Consider the following 14433-nt stretch of genomic DNA (forward strand, 5'->3'; position numbering starts at 1 on the left):
GGCGCCTGCGGAGGGGCATCGGGCCCCCTGCGCCCGCCTCCCACTCAACCGGCTTTGGGGCCGGAGCGCAAGCGGGTGACGGAAGGCCCGAAGGTGATCTATCTCACCTGGATCGCGACATTCTTGGTCTGCACGTAGTTGAGCAGCGCCTCGCGCCCCTTCTCGCGGCCATAGCCGGATTTGCCATAGCCGCCAAAGGGGGTTTCGACCCCGCCGGCGAACCATTCGTTGACAAAGACCTGACCGGCGCGGATTTTCTGCGCGGCGCGTGTGGCACGGTCGAGATTGCGGGTGAACACGCCGCCGACAAGCCCGTACTCGGTCCCATTGGCGATGGCGACGGCCTCGGCCTCGTCCCGGAAGGGGATCACCGACAGAACCGGGCCGAACACCTCTTCCTGCGCGATGGTCATGTCGGGGGAAACACCTGTGAGAACAGTGGGTTCCAGAAACGCGCCGGGGATGTTCATCTTGCGTCCGCCGGTGGCCACATGTGCGCCCTGCGCCTCGGCCTCGGCCACCATCCGCGCGGCGCGGTCGCGCTGTGCCTCGGACACCATCGAGCCCATCGTCAGCCCCGCCTCGGCCCGGTCGATACCAGGGCCGACCGAGAGCGATTTCGCGACCTTCACGGCGCGCTCGACCAGCTCGTCATGGCGGCTTTCGTGGACCACGATCCGCGACATGGCCGAACAGACCTGCCCGGCATTGAAAAAGATGCCCCAGCGGATGTCCTTCTCCATCGCTTCAAGATCGGCATCGTCATGCACGATGGCCGCCGATTTGCCGCCCAGTTCCAGCACACAAGGCACGACATTGGCCGCCGCCGCCGTGGCAATGGCGATCCCGGTTTTGACCGAGCCGGTAAAGACGATCTGATTGACGTCCGGATGCGCGCTGAGCGCGGCGCCGGCCTCGTGCCCCCAGCCGCAGAGGATATTGACCGCACCCGCGGGCAGGCCCACGGCTTCGGCGGCATGACCGTAGATATAGTTGGAGAGCGGGGTCAGCTCTGGTGTCTTGACCACGCAGGCATTGCCCGTGGCCAGCCCGCAGGAGAGCGAGCGCGCCGTCATCTCAAGCGGGAAATTCCACGGGATGATCTGCGCCGAGACGCCGTAAGGCTCGTAATGGGTGAAGTCGAAATAGCCCGCGCCAAGCGGGATCGAGCGGCCTTCGAGCGTTTCGGCCTGGTTGCCGTAATACTCGAAATAGCGTGCAGCGCCCTGGATTTCACGATGCGCTTCCCACAGAGGCTTGCCCTGTTCCAGCGTGAGAACCTGCGCAATATCGTCTGCGTTTTCAATCAGGTAGCGGCCAATGGCCTGCACCATCCGGCCCCTCTCAACCGGGCGCATCGCGGTCAGCACCCCGCTTTGATGAACCCGGCGCGCCGCCTGCACGGCGCGGTCGATATCCGCCGCGTCGGCCAGGGCCTGCTCGGCCAGAACCTCGCCCGTGCCGGGGTTGACCACCTCGACACGGCCCGCGCCGCCATCGACCCAACTGCCGTCCACATAGTTCTGCCAATAGGGCTTGATCTGCATCGGTGGTCTTCCTTTCTTCAGGCTGTCAGCCGGTGCGCATGAAGCCGCTGATAATGCGGCTGCATCCGGCGATACACCTGTTGCACGCGCGGCGCACACTCCGCAAGCTCCACATAACGGCGCTCCTGCCGGGTCAGGCCCGTGGATTTGGCAAGGTTGCCATGAAACGACCCGCCATCCCACCAGCTATGCGCCGAAGGGTCGCCGCCCGGCGCCCAGCTCAGCGCCTCGGGGATAAAGGGGATACCCACCGCGTTGCAGAAGGCAGCGGTCATCGCCTCGGGGTTCTCCAGAAGATCATCGCTGTCGATCACCGGTGGCGGGCTGCCGTTCAAAGCCCACAAGAGGTCAAACAGGGCGCGCTGTTCGGGGAAGCCTACTTCGCCCTCGTGAAAGTCGGGCCATTTGTCATGCATGGAGGTGATCGTCTTGGCCGGGTCACGGATGAGAAAGGCATGAGTGAAATGCGACAGGAACTCAGGCGTCCACATGTGATTGATGTAATGCGGAAAATCCTTGAGGAAAACCGGGCCATGCGCGGCGCGCGCCTGAATGTCCTGCCAGACACTTTCCAAGGTCAGCCCCGGTGTGGTCTTGTCGCCGGGCTGGAAGCGTTGCCAGAGCGGCTCTTCGCCCTGATACCAGGCCTCACCGAAGGGTTCGTGCAGGCAGTCGAGATCGCCGCGCTGGCGCATCATCCATTCAAACGCGGTGGAGGTGGAGCGCGGCACGGCCCAGAGGGCAACGATTTTATGCATTGAGGCTCTCCAGAAGCTGGCCTTGCGGGGTGACGGGACCAAGCCCCAGATCCTTGAAAATCCGCCAGTAAAGGGCCGTGTCATGGCCGATGACGGGCTTGCCAAGGGCGGCCTCCAGCGCGCGTGTCAGATGCAGCGGCCGCTGCGGCAAACCGTCGGGCCCCGAACGGAAATTGCACATGCCGTTGATCAGGTAGGCATCGGCATCGGGGGCCTGTTCGGCAACGTAGAGAAAGCTTTTCATCGCCAGATCGCCCTCGAACACCCAGCGGTGATCGTTCACCTCCTCCTGGCTGTCGAACCAGCCCTGATCGTGGAAATTTCCGGCCCAGAGCACATCGAAACCCGCCTCGCGAAGAAAGCCCACCGTGCCCTGCCACCAGGCGGGCCAGTGATAGGCGGCGTTGAGCGCGACCTTCTCCACATTCATCGCGCGCAGTGCCTCGACCATGGCGTAACCTGCCATGTGAAAGCGCACGCCGTGCTTGTCCGACAGCGCCTCGCAATGGGCGCGGATACCCTCCACGCCCAGCCCGCTGGCATGGACCCAGTTCGACCCCACCTGCCCCGCCACATCGACGCCGTTGCGGGCCATGCAATGCACGAAGTCTTCCATCATGCCAAAATTCTGTTTGCGCTGGTCAAGAGCGTGCACATAGTCGGGCACATGCAGCATCCAGCCATGCACGCCCACGGTTTCAGGGGCCATTCGGAGGAAGTCGCTGGGCGCCGCGTCATAGTCGAAGGGCGGGCAGGTAAAGCCCACTTGATGCGGAAACAGCTTGTGTTCGGGCCGCCAGGTTTCGGGCATCAGCATCAGAGCGGCTCCGTCGTGTCGGCCGAGCCCGGATATTTGGGCAGATCGTCGGTGATCCGGACCCAGGGCAGTTTCTCGGCGTAGTGAAAATGCGCTTTGGGGGCAAAGCTTTGCGGGTTGTCCAGCGTGGCGGCGTAAAGATGCGTCTCGTCCGGCCAGCCCTCATACTGATAGGTCATCTGCGTTCCGCATGCCCCGCAGAACAGGCGTTTCACGCGGCCATTGGATGTAGCGTTGGTTTTCAGCTCACCCTCCCAGCGCACGGACGCGCGGGGCACCCCGAAAAAGCTGGTGAACGGGGCCGAGGTGGCCCGGCGGCAGCTGTCGCAATGGCAATGCCCGGCCCAGAGCACGGGCCCCGGAGTGGCATAGCGCACCGCCCCGCAAAAGCATCTGCCTGTGATGTCAGCCATCCACCGCCTCGCGCATCCATTGTTGCAGCTTCTGGATCGAATGCTCGGACATCACGCCGCAGCCCGGGTCGAGCACCAGCGGGCCGGGTTTGTAGCCCTTGGACTTGAGGCCGCGATGCACCGATTCCACCAGCCGGATATCTTCTTCGACGGTGGTGTCGCGGTCCTGAATGGCAAGCTTGCGGATCACGTCGCTCTCGGCGCCATCCACCGTGTACCAGCCGCGCCAGACGGTGCAATTGTCCACATCATGCGCCCGCCAATGGTAGGTGTTGAGCACATTGCCCGGGTAGCACTGGAACGAGAACATCGGCCACAGGAACCATGACTGGTAATCGCCCGCATGGGGCACCGACAAATCGATCGGATAGGTCATTGCCTCAAGGCTCTGGCATTCGGTGACATGGCGCAGCACATAGCCGCCGCTCGCATCGGGCTGGATGTCATAGGTCTCGGGTTTGATTACCCCTTCGGCAAAGGTCGGGTGGTTGGTGGGGCAATGGTAGCATTCGGAGTAATTCTCGACCGAAACCTTCCAGTTGCACCGCTCGGGGCATTCGACCCATTCGAGGGGTGCCAGAGCGTCGATATGCGGCACATATTCAGACAGCTCTTCGCGCACGCCGGGAAACCAGTCGTCCATCGGGGCCGCCGCATCATCTAGATTGACGAAGAGGAAGCCGTGGAAATCCTCGGTACGCACTTCGGTCAGGCAGATCTTTTCCCGGTCGAAGCCCGGCACGCTCTTGATGTTGGGCCCGGCGCGCAGACCACCGGTCAGCTCATAGGTCCACTGATGATAGGGGCAGACCACGACGCGGGTGCTGCCCGTGCCGGTGACCAGCTCATGCGCCCGGTGCTGGCAGACGTTATAGAAGGTGCGCACCACCTCGTCGCGGCCACGTATGCAAAACAGGCTTTGCCCGGCGATCTCGAAGGCAAAGTAATCACCCACATTCGGGATCTGGCTGACATGCCCGGCAAATTGCCAGGTCCGCAGGAGCAAGCCATTCATTTCCTGCGCAAAAATCGCGGGGTCGGTGTAGTAGCGGGCGTCAAGGGAATGCACGAGGGGGACGTTCATTCCGGTTCCTCCTGATAGATGCCAAGCTGATGGCGGCGTTTGTGAAATTTTTCGACCCGGTCCACGATTTCCTCGCTGGACACCGCGATGACGAAGCTCAGCAGCGTTTCCAGAAGGGCGATGGTGGATACGGAGGACGGAAAGAATTGCGGCGTGTCGGCCGAGACGACAAAGCCGTGATGCGCCTGCAGGATGATCGGGCTGGCCGGACTGTCGGAGATCGACACCACGGTCATCTCCTGTTCGCGGGCGATGCGCACCGCCTCGATCACCTCGGTGCGGAACGGGCGGCAGGTCATGGCGATCAGCACATCGCGCTCATCCGCCCAGGCGAGGTCATCCGTGGCCACCGAGCCGGGCTTGGGGATGGCAAAGAACTGCGTCATGCCGGTCGAGGCAAGATAGGTGAAATTGCGCGCATTGGCATTATTCACACCCACGCCCAGCACATAGACATTGCGCGAGTTCCAGATCGCTTCGGCGGCGGCCTGAAGATTGTCGGCGCTGATGCCCGCGAAGGTGTCCTCGATATTGCGGATGGCGGCATTCAGCAGGTCCGCATAAAGCCCGCCCATATCGCCGGTGCGCGAAATATCCTGAAGCCAGCGCGCGCGGTCGGGAAAATTCACGCTGCCCCGGCGGATCGCCTCGCGGAACGGCTCGCGGAAATCGTCATAGCCGTCGAATCCCACCTGCCGCGCCATGCGCACGACGGTGTTGGGTTTGACCTTCGCGGCCTCGGCAATTTCGCGCACGGTGGAAATGCCCACATCCTGAGGGTTTTCAAGCACATAGCGCGCGGCCTTCTGGGCCTCGGGCGTCAGGGCCTCCCACTCTTCGGAGAGGCGTTCCAGAACGGCTGATGATACATTTGTGTCATTCATGATTGACGACGGTACAGATGTACGAATACCCTGTCGAGAGGAAAAACGACTCACAGCCAAAAGGATTGCCCGCATGTCAGACAAAAGCTTGCCCAGCCACGCCCGCGTGGTGATCGTTGGGGGTGGCGTGATGGGGGTGGGCCTTGCCTATCACCTGGCGCATGAAGGCTGGGGGGCAGAGACCGTCCTTCTGGAAAAGGCCGAGCTGACCTCTGGCTCCACCTGGCACGCAGCGGGCCAGATCACCCATTCGACCAGCTCTTTCGGCCTGGGCAAATGCGTGGATTACAATATCGGGCTCTATTCCGGGGGGCTGGAAGCCGAGACCGGTCAGGCGGTCACCTGGCATGGATGCGGGTCGTTCCGGCTGGCCTATACCGAGGACGAGATGGACTGGCTGCAGCACACGCTGTCGGTTGGCCGGTCGCTGGGCTTCAATATCGAGCTGGTCGGGCCTTCGCGGATCGCCGAGCTGCATCCTTTCTACAACCTCGACGGCGTGCTGGGCGCGCTGCACACCCCCGATGACGGCCATGTGGACCCCACCAATGTGACCATGGCCATGGCCGCCGGGGCGCGGCAGAAAGGCGCGCGTATCATCCGCCAGTGTCGTGCCACCAACATTACCCAGGCCGAGAGTGGCGAATGGGTGGTGGAGACCCAGAAAGGCACGATCACCTGCGAACATGTGGTCAATGCGGGCGGCACCTATGCGCGGCAGATGGGCGAATGGTCGGGCCTGCAACTGCCCATGACCTCGATGACGCACCATTACTTCGTGACCGAGCCGGTGCCGGAATTTGCCGATCTGGACAAGGAACTGCCGGTCATTCGCGATGACCGCAAGGTGTCGGGCTATATCCGGATGGAGCAAAAACGCGGCCTGATCGGGATCTACGAGAAGGAGAACCCCAACTCCGTCTGGCACGATCATTGCCCGTGGGACTACGAGAACTGGCTGTTCGACGCCGATTACGACCGGATCATGCCCTGGCTGGAAGAAAGCCTGAACCGCATGCCGATCTTTGCCGATCTGGGCATTCAGCGCGAGGTGCATGGCGCAATCAGCCATCCGCCCGATGGCAACCCCCTGATCGGCCCTGCCCCGGGCGTGCGCAATTACTGGTGCTGCTGTGGCACGCAGATCGGCATCGGCTGGGGGCCGGGGCTGACCCGCGAACTCGCGCGGTGGATGGTGCATGGGGCGGCGGATATTTCCATGCGCGACTATGATCCGCGCCGCTTTGGCTCTTATGCCAGCAAAGACTGGCAGGTGATCAAAGCGGAGGAGGATTACTGCCTGCGCCACGAAATCCCCTTCCCGCATTTCAACCGGCTGGCCGGGCGGCCTGTCAAACCCTCCCCTCTTTATGAGCGGCTGAAGGAAAAGGGCGCGGTCTATGAGGAAGTCTATGGCCATGAGCGCCCGCGCTGGTTTGCGCGGAACGGGCTGGAACAGCGCGACTATTACGGGTTCAAGCGGACCGCCACGCATGACATGGTGGCGCTGGAATGCAAGGCCGTGCGCGAGGCGGTCGGGATCATGGATATCTCCGCCTTCACCAAGGTCGAGGTGACCGGCCCCGGCGCCGAGGCGCTGCTGGACCGGCTGGTGGCCAACCGGTTGCCGCAAAAAATCGGCGGCATCGCCTTGACGCATATGCTCAACCGGCGCGGGCGGATCGAACTGGAGACCACGGTCGTCAAACTGGAGGAAGGGCGGTATTACCTTGTATGTGCTGCGTTTTTTGAGCAACGCCTGCTGGATCACCTGGCCCAGCACAAGGGCGACGCCGACGCCGAGATCATCCTGCGTTCAAACGAATGGGCGGCAATCACACTCAATGGCCCCAAAGCGCGGGACGTGTTGGCGCAATGCACCGATGCGGACCTCTCCAATGCCGGGTTCCGCTGGCTGACCGCGCAGGAAATCACTGTAGCGGGCCACCGGCTCTGGGCCTTCCGGATGTCCTATGCGGGCGAGCTGGGATGGGAATTCCACATGCCGCGTGAGGCGGCGCTTGATGTATACAACGCCCTCTGGGACGCAGGCGTGGCCCACGGGATCACCGATTACGGCAGCTTTGCCATGAACGCGCTTCGCATGGAGAAGATGTTCAAGGGCGCTGGTGAGCTGACCAATGAGGTGACGCTGGCCGAGGCCGATGTGCTGCGCTTTGCACGGACCGACAAGGACTATCTGGGCAAGGCGCACACGCTTAACGCTGACACCCTGCCTTGGGTCTGCGCCTATCTGGAGATCGAGCCGGATGGTGTTGAGGATGGCCATGGCGGCGAGGCGGTGCTGGTGGAGGGACAGGTCGTCGGCTCAACCGCCTCGGTGGCCTTCGGACACACGGTGGGCAAGATTCTGGCCTTTGCATACATCAAACCGCATGCCAACGTTGCCGGGCAAGAGGTCGAGGTGATCATCGCGGGCAAACCGCGCAGGGGTCGCATCCTGGATGCCCCCGTCTATGACCCCGAAAGCCTGCTGCCACGTGCCGATGCGATGGAGGTCTTTGCATGACGGATCTGCCCCAAACAATGCGCGCCATGGTGCTGACCGGGCATGGCGGCCTGGACAAATACGAATGGCACGAGGATTGGCCCACACCCACCCCCGGCCCGGATGACGTGGTGATCAGGGTCGGCGCCTGCGGGATGAACAACACCGATGTGAATACCCGCTCGGGCTGGTATTCCAAGGCGGTGGACGAGGCCACCACCGGCGGCGCCTATGGCGAGATCAACGATGACGATCCCACCTGGGGCGGTGCGCCGCTGACCTTCCCACGCATTCAGGGCGCCGATGCGGTGGGCCGGGTTGTGGCCGTTGGGGCAAATGCCGATCAGGCGCTGATCGGCAAGCGGGTGATGGTGGATGGCTGGCTGCGCGACTGGTCGGACCCCGGCAACATGGACAAGACCGGATATTTCGGCTCGGAAAAGGATGGTGGTTATGCCGAATACACGATGGCCGACCGGCGCGATGTGGCGGTGGTGGAGAGCGATCTGAGCGATGCCGAGCTGGCCACCTTCCAGTGCAGCTATACCACCGCCGAAGGCATGCTGGCGCGGGCAAAGGTCGTGGCGGGCGACACGGTGCTGATCCCCGGTGCCTCGGGCGGTGTGGGCGGCGCGCTGATCCAGCTGGCCAAGCGGCGCGGCGCACGGGTGATCGCCATGGCATCCGAGGCCAAGCATGCTGATGTGGCCCGGTGCGGTCCCGATGTGATCCTGCCGCGCAGCCCGCACAATCTGCGCGCCGCCCTGGGCGATGAAAAGATCACCGTGGTCGCCGATATCGTCGGCGGGCCAATGTGGCCGCAACTGATCGATGTGCTGGAGCGCGGCGGGCGCTATACCTGCTCGGGGGCGATCGCCGGCCCGATGGTCGAGCTTGACCTGCGGACGTTTTACCTGCGCGATCTGACCTTCACCGGCTCCACCATCCTCCCGCAGCATGTCTTTCACGACGTCGTTGGCTATATCGAGGCGGGCGAGATCAAACCGATGCTGGCCGCCACCTATCCGCTGGCCGAGCTGCGCGAGGCGCAGGCGGCCTTCATCGAGAAACGCCACACCGGCAATATCGTGGTGATCCCATGATGGACGCGCGCTGGACCACCCTTCTGGAGGCCGCCCGCGCCGCCCATGCCGCCGTGCCCGCCTTGCAGGATTTCTGCCCCTTCCCAGAGCCTCTGAGGGAACAGGCCGTCACCGCGCATCATGACCCGCTTTGCGATGCGATGGCGGCGGATGCGGATCTGACCACCGAGGCGTTTGCCGGTTTCCGCGATGCGCTGATCGCCGCAGGCCCGCTGGCGCAATGGCGCGAAACCTATCGCCACACGTCCATTGGCGCGGTGCTGCATGCGCATTTCGGCACATATGAGTTTCTTGGCCATGACGCGCCTTTCGGCACCGATACGATGCGCGGCTTCATGGTGTATCAGCGCCCGGGCTATCATTACCCGATGCATCATCACCCGGCGGAAGAGCTTTATCTGGTCCTTGCCGGCGAGGCGGAGTTTCATGTGGAGGGCGAAGGCAGCCGCGTGCTGCGCCCCGGTGAGAGCCAGTTTCACCTCACCAATCAGCCGCATGCGCTGACCACCCATGACCAGCCCGTACTGGCCTATGTGCTCTGGCGCGGAGACCTTATGACAAAGCCCGTTTTCACCTATCCGGAGGCGCTCGGATGAACGCACGCAGCCGCCTGGCGGCGGCCCTCGATGCGGCCCGCGACTGGCATGCCAACCTGCCGGAGGCGCGCGCCTTCTGCGACTGGCCGGATGATCTGGTCTGGGCCGACCTGCCCCCGCACCCCCTGCCCTCGGCCGCGCATGTCCTGAGCAATCCCGGCGCGTCCGGGGCGGGGTCCGATGCGCTGTTGCAGGCGCTTCAGGCCGTGGTCGGGGATGTGGAATGGCGGCACACCTATACCGCCGAGGAGGTCGGTCAGACCTTCCTCGATCATTTCTGCTGGTGTGAACTGGCGGGGCCGGAGGGGCATTTCCTGACGGATAAGGCGCGCATCACCGTGGGCTATTGGGGGCCGGGGCTTTTCTATCCGCGCCACCAGCACCAGCCCGAGGAGCTCTATACGATCGTGTCGGGCCGCGCGCTCTTTCATGCGGATGGAGAGGCGGATATCTGGCTGGCCCCGGGTGAGACCCGGCTGCACCTGTCCAATCAGCCGCATGCAATGACCACCGAGGCCGATCCGGTGCTGACCCTCGTATTCTGGCGCGGGGACGGTCTGGCCGACCCGCCCGCCATCACGCCCGGAGCGGGCTGATGCAGATCGCACGGATCGAGGTTTATCAGGCAGACCTGCCGGTGAAGGGCGGGGTGTACCGGCTGTCCGGGGGGCGCGAATACCGCAGCTATGACGCGACATTCGTGAAAATGACCACGGCCTGCGGCCTGACCGGCTGGGGGGAATCCACACCATTCGGGGCCACCTATGTGGCAGCCCACGCACCCGGCACACGAGCAGGCATCGCCGTGCTTGCCCCTGCCCTGCTGGGCCACGACCCGCGCCATCACGACCGCAACTGGGAGCGGATGCAGGCCACCCTCACCGGCCACCGCAATGCCCGCTGTGCGCTGGATGTCGCCATGTGGGACATTGCCGCGCAGGCCGCGGGCCAGCCCCTGCACGGGATCACCGGCGGGGCGACATCGGGGCCTGTGCCGCTGATCTCATCCATCGGCGGGGACACGCCCGACGCGATGCGCGCCAAGGTCGCCGCCCACCGCGCCCAGGGGTTCATGGGCCATTCCATCAAGATCGGCGCGGCTGAGGCCGACGGCGGCCCGGCGCTCGACGCCGAGCGCATCGCCGCCTGCCTGGCCGACCGTCAGCCCGGCGAATGGTATCTGGCCGACGCCAATAACGGGCTTTCGCCCGAACATGCGCTGCGCATGCTGGCGCTCTTGCCCGCGGGACTGGATGTCGTGCTCGAGGCCCCTTGCGCCAGCTGGCGCGAAACCGAAACGGTGCGCGCCCGCTGCCCGGTGCCGATCCTGCTTGATGAACTGATCCAGTCCGAGGCCGATCTTGTTCACGCAATCCGCCATGATCTCTGCGATGGTGTCGGCCTGAAACTCAGCAAACAAGGCGGGATCACCCCGATGCTGCGCCAGCGCATGCTTGCGGCCTCGGCGGGCATGGTGATGAGCATCCAGGACACGGTCGGCTCGGAAATCAGCTTTGCTGCGATCCTGCACTTTGCCCAATCCACCCCGCGCCCCTTGCTGCGCTGCGCGCTCGACACACGGGCCATGGTCGATGTCAGCATCGCCGCCTTCGATGCACCGGTCATCGGCGGAGGCTCCACCGCCCCCGTCACACCCGGCCTTGGCGTCACCCCGGACCCGTCCCGGCTGGGCGATCCTGTCGCTGAATATGCGCTCTGATGCGTCGTCCTGGCCCAAAATACCCGGTCCCGGCCGCCCCAACCGCCAATGCGGATGCCAATATACGGCACGCTGACCGATGGCGCGCCGATGAACAAGCTGGCTCTGCACCAGCCGCGATCTGGATTTCTTCCTCCCGCCCGGAGAGCAAAGCTTACCCCCACCGACACACCCGGGCTGGGTGTGGTCCCCGATTTCGAAAGCCTCGGCGCCCCTGTCGCAACCTATGGAGAGAGCCCATGACAATGACCTGCACCGCCACCCAGATGATCGACGATGCCCGCACCCGCGTCACCCGTTTCGACTTTGCCCCGGGGCAACAGACCGGCTGGCACCGGCACGAATATGACTACGTGATCACCGCGCTCACCGATTGCCACATGCGGCTGGAACTGCCCGGCGGTGAGATCAACGAGGTCACCGTACCCGCGGGCACCGCCTATCGCCGCGCCGAAGGGGTGGAGCATAATGTCATCAACGCAGGTGACGCGCCCATGGCCTTTGTCGAAGTGGAACTGAAATGACTTTCATTGTTCCAAAAATACTCAAAAAACGCGGCCCGCAGGGCCGCCCCCGGGCGATGCCGCAGGCAGCGCAATCCCTCTTCCGGCGCGCGCGATGAAAATCACCCGCATCACCCTCTGGCAGCTCGACCTGCCCCTGACCGAGCCCTATTGGCTCTCCGGTGGACGCCTCAGATTCGAGCGTCTCGACAGCACCTTCGTGCGCCTCGACACCGATGCCGGGCTCAGCGGCTGGGGCGAAGGCTGTCCCTGGGGGCACACCTATCTGCCCGCGCACGGGCCGGGGGTGCGGGCGGGCATCGCCACGCTGGCTCCGGCGCTTCTCGGGCAGGATCCGCGCAGCCTTGAGCACATCAACCGACTGATGGATGTGGCCCTGCCCGGCCACCCTTACGCCAAGTCGCCGCTCGACATGGCCTGCTGGGATATTCTCGGGCAAGCCACCGGGCTGCCCCTCTGGCAGCTCTTCGGCGGGGCCGAGGCCACGGCAGTGCCGGTCAATTCCTCAATATCTACAGGCACGCCCGATGAGATGCTGGCGCTGATCCGCCGGGCGGCCGACAAGGGCTATCGCGTGCATTCCGCCAAGGTGGGCGGCAGCGATCCGGCCCTCGATATCGCGCGGATCGAGGCGATCTCGGCCGGTCTGCCCGAGGGCCATCGCGTGACCTTCGATGTCAACCGCGCCTGGCAACCCGCCACCGCCATCGAGGTGCTCAACTCGGTGCGCGCCCGTGACTGGGTGGAACAACCCTGCGAGACCCTGGACCAATGCGCCCATGTGGCGGCCCGCGTGGCCAACCCGATCATGCTGGATGAATGCCTGCACATGATGCAGGACCACCTTGACGCCTGGAAACGCGGGGCCTGCGAAGGGGTCAAGGTCAAGCCCAACCGGCTGGGCGGACTGACCCGCGCGCGGCAGGTGCGCGATTTAGGCGTCAGCGTCGGATGGCAGATGCATATCGAGGATGTGGGCGGCACCGCGCTGGCCGATACGGCGGCCATTCACCTCGCCGCCTCCACGCCCGAGGCCAACCGGCTGGCCTCCTGGCTCTGCCATTATCACCTGAGCATCGACCCGGCTCCGGGGCAAGGCGCGCGCAATGCCCAGGGCTATGCGACCCCCCCTTCTGTGCCTGGCCTGGGGGTTGTGCCGGACAGTGACACTCTGGGCGATCCTGTCGCAATCTTTGAAAGTTAAAGCCATGCCATCAGAGAGTTGTCCACACAATGTCCGGCAAGCGGTTCCAAGGCGGCAGAGCCGCAGGGTCCATGCCGACAATTGCATGCCCTTCTGCCGGATCTGGGGTGAGTGCGCCGCGCCACCCCGTTGTTTCCCCAACCCTGATGGATCTCAAGGATGAAACTCACGCGCATTTCACTGTGGTCGGTCCCCCTGACCAGCCACGAGACCTATTATATGGCCGATGGCAAAACCTGCGATGTCACCTCTTCCATCATTGTCAGGCTCGACACGGATACCGGTCCCTCGGGCTGGGGCGAGGTCTGTCCGATCCCGCATTACCTGCCCGCCTATGCCAATGGTGTCGCCCCGGCGATCGAAGAGATGTGCACAGTCCTGCTGGGGGCCGATCCGGTGGGACCAGAGGCCGTGATGGAGCGGCTCAATGCGCATCTGCAGGGCCATCAATATGCAAAATCCGCGCTCGACACGGCCCTGTGGGACATCACCGGTCAGGTGGCAGGTTTGCCGCTCTATGCCTTGCTGGGCGGACGGCATGCTGCGGATATGCCGCTCTATCATTCGATCACCTGCATCGCGCCCGACGACATGGCGCGCATGGCGCGCGATGCCTTTGACGACGGGATGCGCCAGTTCCAGGTCAAGCTGGGAGCCGACGACAACTGGCAGGCGGATGTGGCCCGGCTCTCGCTGGTTCGCGAGGCAGTGGGCGCCGGCCCGCTGGTCTATGGCGACTGGAATTGCGGCGCCGATGCGTTGACAGCGACGCGGGTTGGACGGGCGGTGGCCCATCTCGATGTGATGCTGGAACAGCCCTGCCGCACGATCGAGGAATGCGCCCATGTGCGGGCCGCGTGCGGGCTGCCCATGAAACTGGACGAGAACGCGCATGACATGGCGAGCCTTCTGAACGGGCACAAGGCGGGCTGCATGGACGCCACCGCACTGAAGCTCAGCAAGATCGGCGGGCTATCGGCGATGCGCGCCTGTCGCGACCTTTGCCTGTCCCTCGGCACGCAGATGTGCATCGAGGACACATGGGGCTCCGACATCACCACTGCCGCCCTGTTGCACCTGGCCGCTGCAACGCCGCAGCGCGGCCTGATGAACACCTGTGACCTGAACCATTATGTCGGCCCGCGGCTGGCCCCGGACACCCCGGTGCGAAACCGCGGTCGGATTGCCCCGCCCGAGGGTGCAGGCCTTGGCATAAGAGTGGATGCCGAAGCCCTTGGCGCCCCGAACATGATCTTCGACTAGGAGGAAAAGCC

At 64.2% G+C, this 14433-nt stretch carries 14 protein-coding genes; 8 read left to right on the plus strand and 6 right to left on the minus strand.

Translation table 11 applies throughout. The annotated features are described in order from the left end of the window. Nucleotides 1-98: 98 nt before the first annotated feature. From EI983_RS11275 to EI983_RS11300, 6 genes are read right to left on the minus strand one after another with little or no spacing between them, the layout of a single operon-like run. Nucleotides 99-1547: an aldehyde dehydrogenase family protein gene (locus EI983_RS11275; protein ID WP_157707493.1), complete on the minus strand. Its 1449-nt coding sequence runs from the start codon at nucleotides 1545-1547 to the stop codon at nucleotides 99-101. A gap of 17 nt (nucleotides 1548-1564) precedes the next feature. Next, nucleotides 1565-2305 carry a sulfotransferase-like domain-containing protein gene (locus EI983_RS11280; protein WP_157707494.1) on the minus strand — a complete coding sequence of 247 codons (741 nt, stop codon included), beginning with the start codon at nucleotides 2303-2305 and terminating at the stop codon, nucleotides 1565-1567. Further along, nucleotides 2298-3122 carry a hypothetical protein gene (locus EI983_RS11285; RefSeq protein ID WP_157707495.1) on the minus strand — a complete coding sequence of 275 codons (825 nt, stop codon included), beginning with the start codon at nucleotides 3120-3122 and terminating at the stop codon, nucleotides 2298-2300. The genes EI983_RS11280 and EI983_RS11285 overlap by 8 nt, the downstream gene beginning before the upstream one ends. Next, nucleotides 3122-3535 (minus strand): GFA family protein, encoded by a 414-nt coding sequence (locus tag EI983_RS11290; RefSeq protein ID WP_157707496.1) that lies wholly within the window; start codon nucleotides 3533-3535, stop codon nucleotides 3122-3124. Before EI983_RS11290 ends, EI983_RS11285 begins: the two co-directional genes overlap by 1 nt. Then, the gene (locus EI983_RS11295) at nucleotides 3528-4619 is read right to left on the minus strand and encodes an aromatic ring-hydroxylating oxygenase subunit alpha (RefSeq protein ID WP_157707497.1); all 1092 of its coding nucleotides are present in this window, start codon (nucleotides 4617-4619) and stop codon (nucleotides 3528-3530) included. Before EI983_RS11295 ends, EI983_RS11290 begins: the two co-directional genes overlap by 8 nt. Next, the gene (locus EI983_RS11300; protein WP_157707498.1) at nucleotides 4616-5503 is read right to left on the minus strand and encodes a MurR/RpiR family transcriptional regulator; all 888 of its coding nucleotides are present in this window, start codon (nucleotides 5501-5503) and stop codon (nucleotides 4616-4618) included. Before EI983_RS11300 ends, EI983_RS11295 begins: the two co-directional genes overlap by 4 nt. Before the next feature lie 73 nt (nucleotides 5504-5576). Between EI983_RS11300 and EI983_RS11305 the strand changes: the two genes are divergently transcribed. The 8 genes from EI983_RS11305 to EI983_RS11345 all read left to right on the plus strand — a co-directional run bounded on the left by EI983_RS11305 (nucleotide 5577) and on the right by EI983_RS11345 (nucleotide 14422). Further along, nucleotides 5577-8033, plus strand: coding sequence for an FAD-dependent oxidoreductase (locus tag EI983_RS11305; RefSeq protein WP_157707499.1), 2457 nt, complete (start codon nucleotides 5577-5579; stop codon nucleotides 8031-8033). Further along, nucleotides 8030-9115, plus strand: coding sequence for an alcohol dehydrogenase family protein (locus EI983_RS11310; protein ID WP_157707500.1), 1086 nt, complete (start codon nucleotides 8030-8032; stop codon nucleotides 9113-9115). Before EI983_RS11305 ends, EI983_RS11310 begins: the two co-directional genes overlap by 4 nt. Then, nucleotides 9112-9711 carry a dimethylsulfonioproprionate lyase family protein gene (locus tag EI983_RS11315; protein ID WP_157707501.1) on the plus strand — a complete coding sequence of 200 codons (600 nt, stop codon included), beginning with the start codon at nucleotides 9112-9114 and terminating at the stop codon, nucleotides 9709-9711. The genes EI983_RS11310 and EI983_RS11315 overlap by 4 nt, the downstream gene beginning before the upstream one ends. Then, complete coding sequence (locus EI983_RS11320) at nucleotides 9708-10307, plus strand: dimethylsulfonioproprionate lyase family protein (RefSeq protein WP_157707502.1); 600 nt, start codon at nucleotides 9708-9710, stop codon at nucleotides 10305-10307. The genes EI983_RS11315 and EI983_RS11320 overlap by 4 nt, the downstream gene beginning before the upstream one ends. After that, nucleotides 10307-11431 carry a mandelate racemase/muconate lactonizing enzyme family protein gene (locus EI983_RS11325; protein ID WP_157707503.1) on the plus strand — a complete coding sequence of 375 codons (1125 nt, stop codon included), beginning with the start codon at nucleotides 10307-10309 and terminating at the stop codon, nucleotides 11429-11431. Before EI983_RS11320 ends, EI983_RS11325 begins: the two co-directional genes overlap by 1 nt. A gap of 239 nt (nucleotides 11432-11670) precedes the next feature. Further along, nucleotides 11671-11955 carry a cupin domain-containing protein gene (locus tag EI983_RS11335; RefSeq protein WP_246162129.1) on the plus strand — a complete coding sequence of 95 codons (285 nt, stop codon included), beginning with the start codon at nucleotides 11671-11673 and terminating at the stop codon, nucleotides 11953-11955. Between the two features lie 94 nt (nucleotides 11956-12049). Continuing rightward, entirely contained in the window at nucleotides 12050-13159 is a 1110-nt protein-coding gene (locus EI983_RS11340; protein WP_157707505.1) for a mandelate racemase/muconate lactonizing enzyme family protein, read from the plus strand. Between the two features lie 159 nt (nucleotides 13160-13318). Continuing rightward, nucleotides 13319-14422: a mandelate racemase/muconate lactonizing enzyme family protein gene (locus tag EI983_RS11345; protein WP_157707506.1), complete on the plus strand. Its 1104-nt coding sequence runs from the start codon at nucleotides 13319-13321 to the stop codon at nucleotides 14420-14422. Nucleotides 14423-14433 lie beyond the last annotated feature (11 nt).

The sequence above is a fragment of the Roseovarius faecimaris genome (assembly GCF_009762325.1).
GTDB lineage: Bacteria > Pseudomonadota > Alphaproteobacteria > Rhodobacterales > Rhodobacteraceae > Roseovarius > Roseovarius faecimaris.

Coding starts and splice junctions, on each gene's coding strand:
- EI983_RS11275 (WP_157707493.1), bottom strand. CDS start 1,547: ATGCAGATCAAGCCCTATTGGCAGAACTATGTGGACGGCAGTTGGGTC.
- EI983_RS11280 (WP_157707494.1), bottom strand. CDS start 2,305: ATGCATAAAATCGTTGCCCTCTGGGCCGTGCCGCGCTCCACCTCCACC.
- EI983_RS11285 (WP_157707495.1), bottom strand. CDS start 3,122: ATGCTGATGCCCGAAACCTGGCGGCCCGAACACAAGCTGTTTCCGCAT.
- EI983_RS11290 (WP_157707496.1), bottom strand. CDS start 3,535: ATGGCTGACATCACAGGCAGATGCTTTTGCGGGGCGGTGCGCTATGCC.
- EI983_RS11295 (WP_157707497.1), bottom strand. CDS start 4,619: ATGAACGTCCCCCTCGTGCATTCCCTTGACGCCCGCTACTACACCGAC.
- EI983_RS11300 (WP_157707498.1), bottom strand. CDS start 5,503: ATGAATGACACAAATGTATCATCAGCCGTTCTGGAACGCCTCTCCGAA.
- EI983_RS11305 (WP_157707499.1), top strand. CDS start 5,577: ATGTCAGACAAAAGCTTGCCCAGCCACGCCCGCGTGGTGATCGTTGGG.
- EI983_RS11310 (WP_157707500.1), top strand. CDS start 8,030: ATGACGGATCTGCCCCAAACAATGCGCGCCATGGTGCTGACCGGGCAT.
- EI983_RS11315 (WP_157707501.1), top strand. CDS start 9,112: ATGATGGACGCGCGCTGGACCACCCTTCTGGAGGCCGCCCGCGCCGCC.
- EI983_RS11320 (WP_157707502.1), top strand. CDS start 9,708: ATGAACGCACGCAGCCGCCTGGCGGCGGCCCTCGATGCGGCCCGCGAC.
- EI983_RS11325 (WP_157707503.1), top strand. CDS start 10,307: ATGCAGATCGCACGGATCGAGGTTTATCAGGCAGACCTGCCGGTGAAG.
- EI983_RS11335 (WP_246162129.1), top strand. CDS start 11,671: ATGACAATGACCTGCACCGCCACCCAGATGATCGACGATGCCCGCACC.
- EI983_RS11340 (WP_157707505.1), top strand. CDS start 12,050: ATGAAAATCACCCGCATCACCCTCTGGCAGCTCGACCTGCCCCTGACC.
- EI983_RS11345 (WP_157707506.1), top strand. CDS start 13,319: ATGAAACTCACGCGCATTTCACTGTGGTCGGTCCCCCTGACCAGCCAC.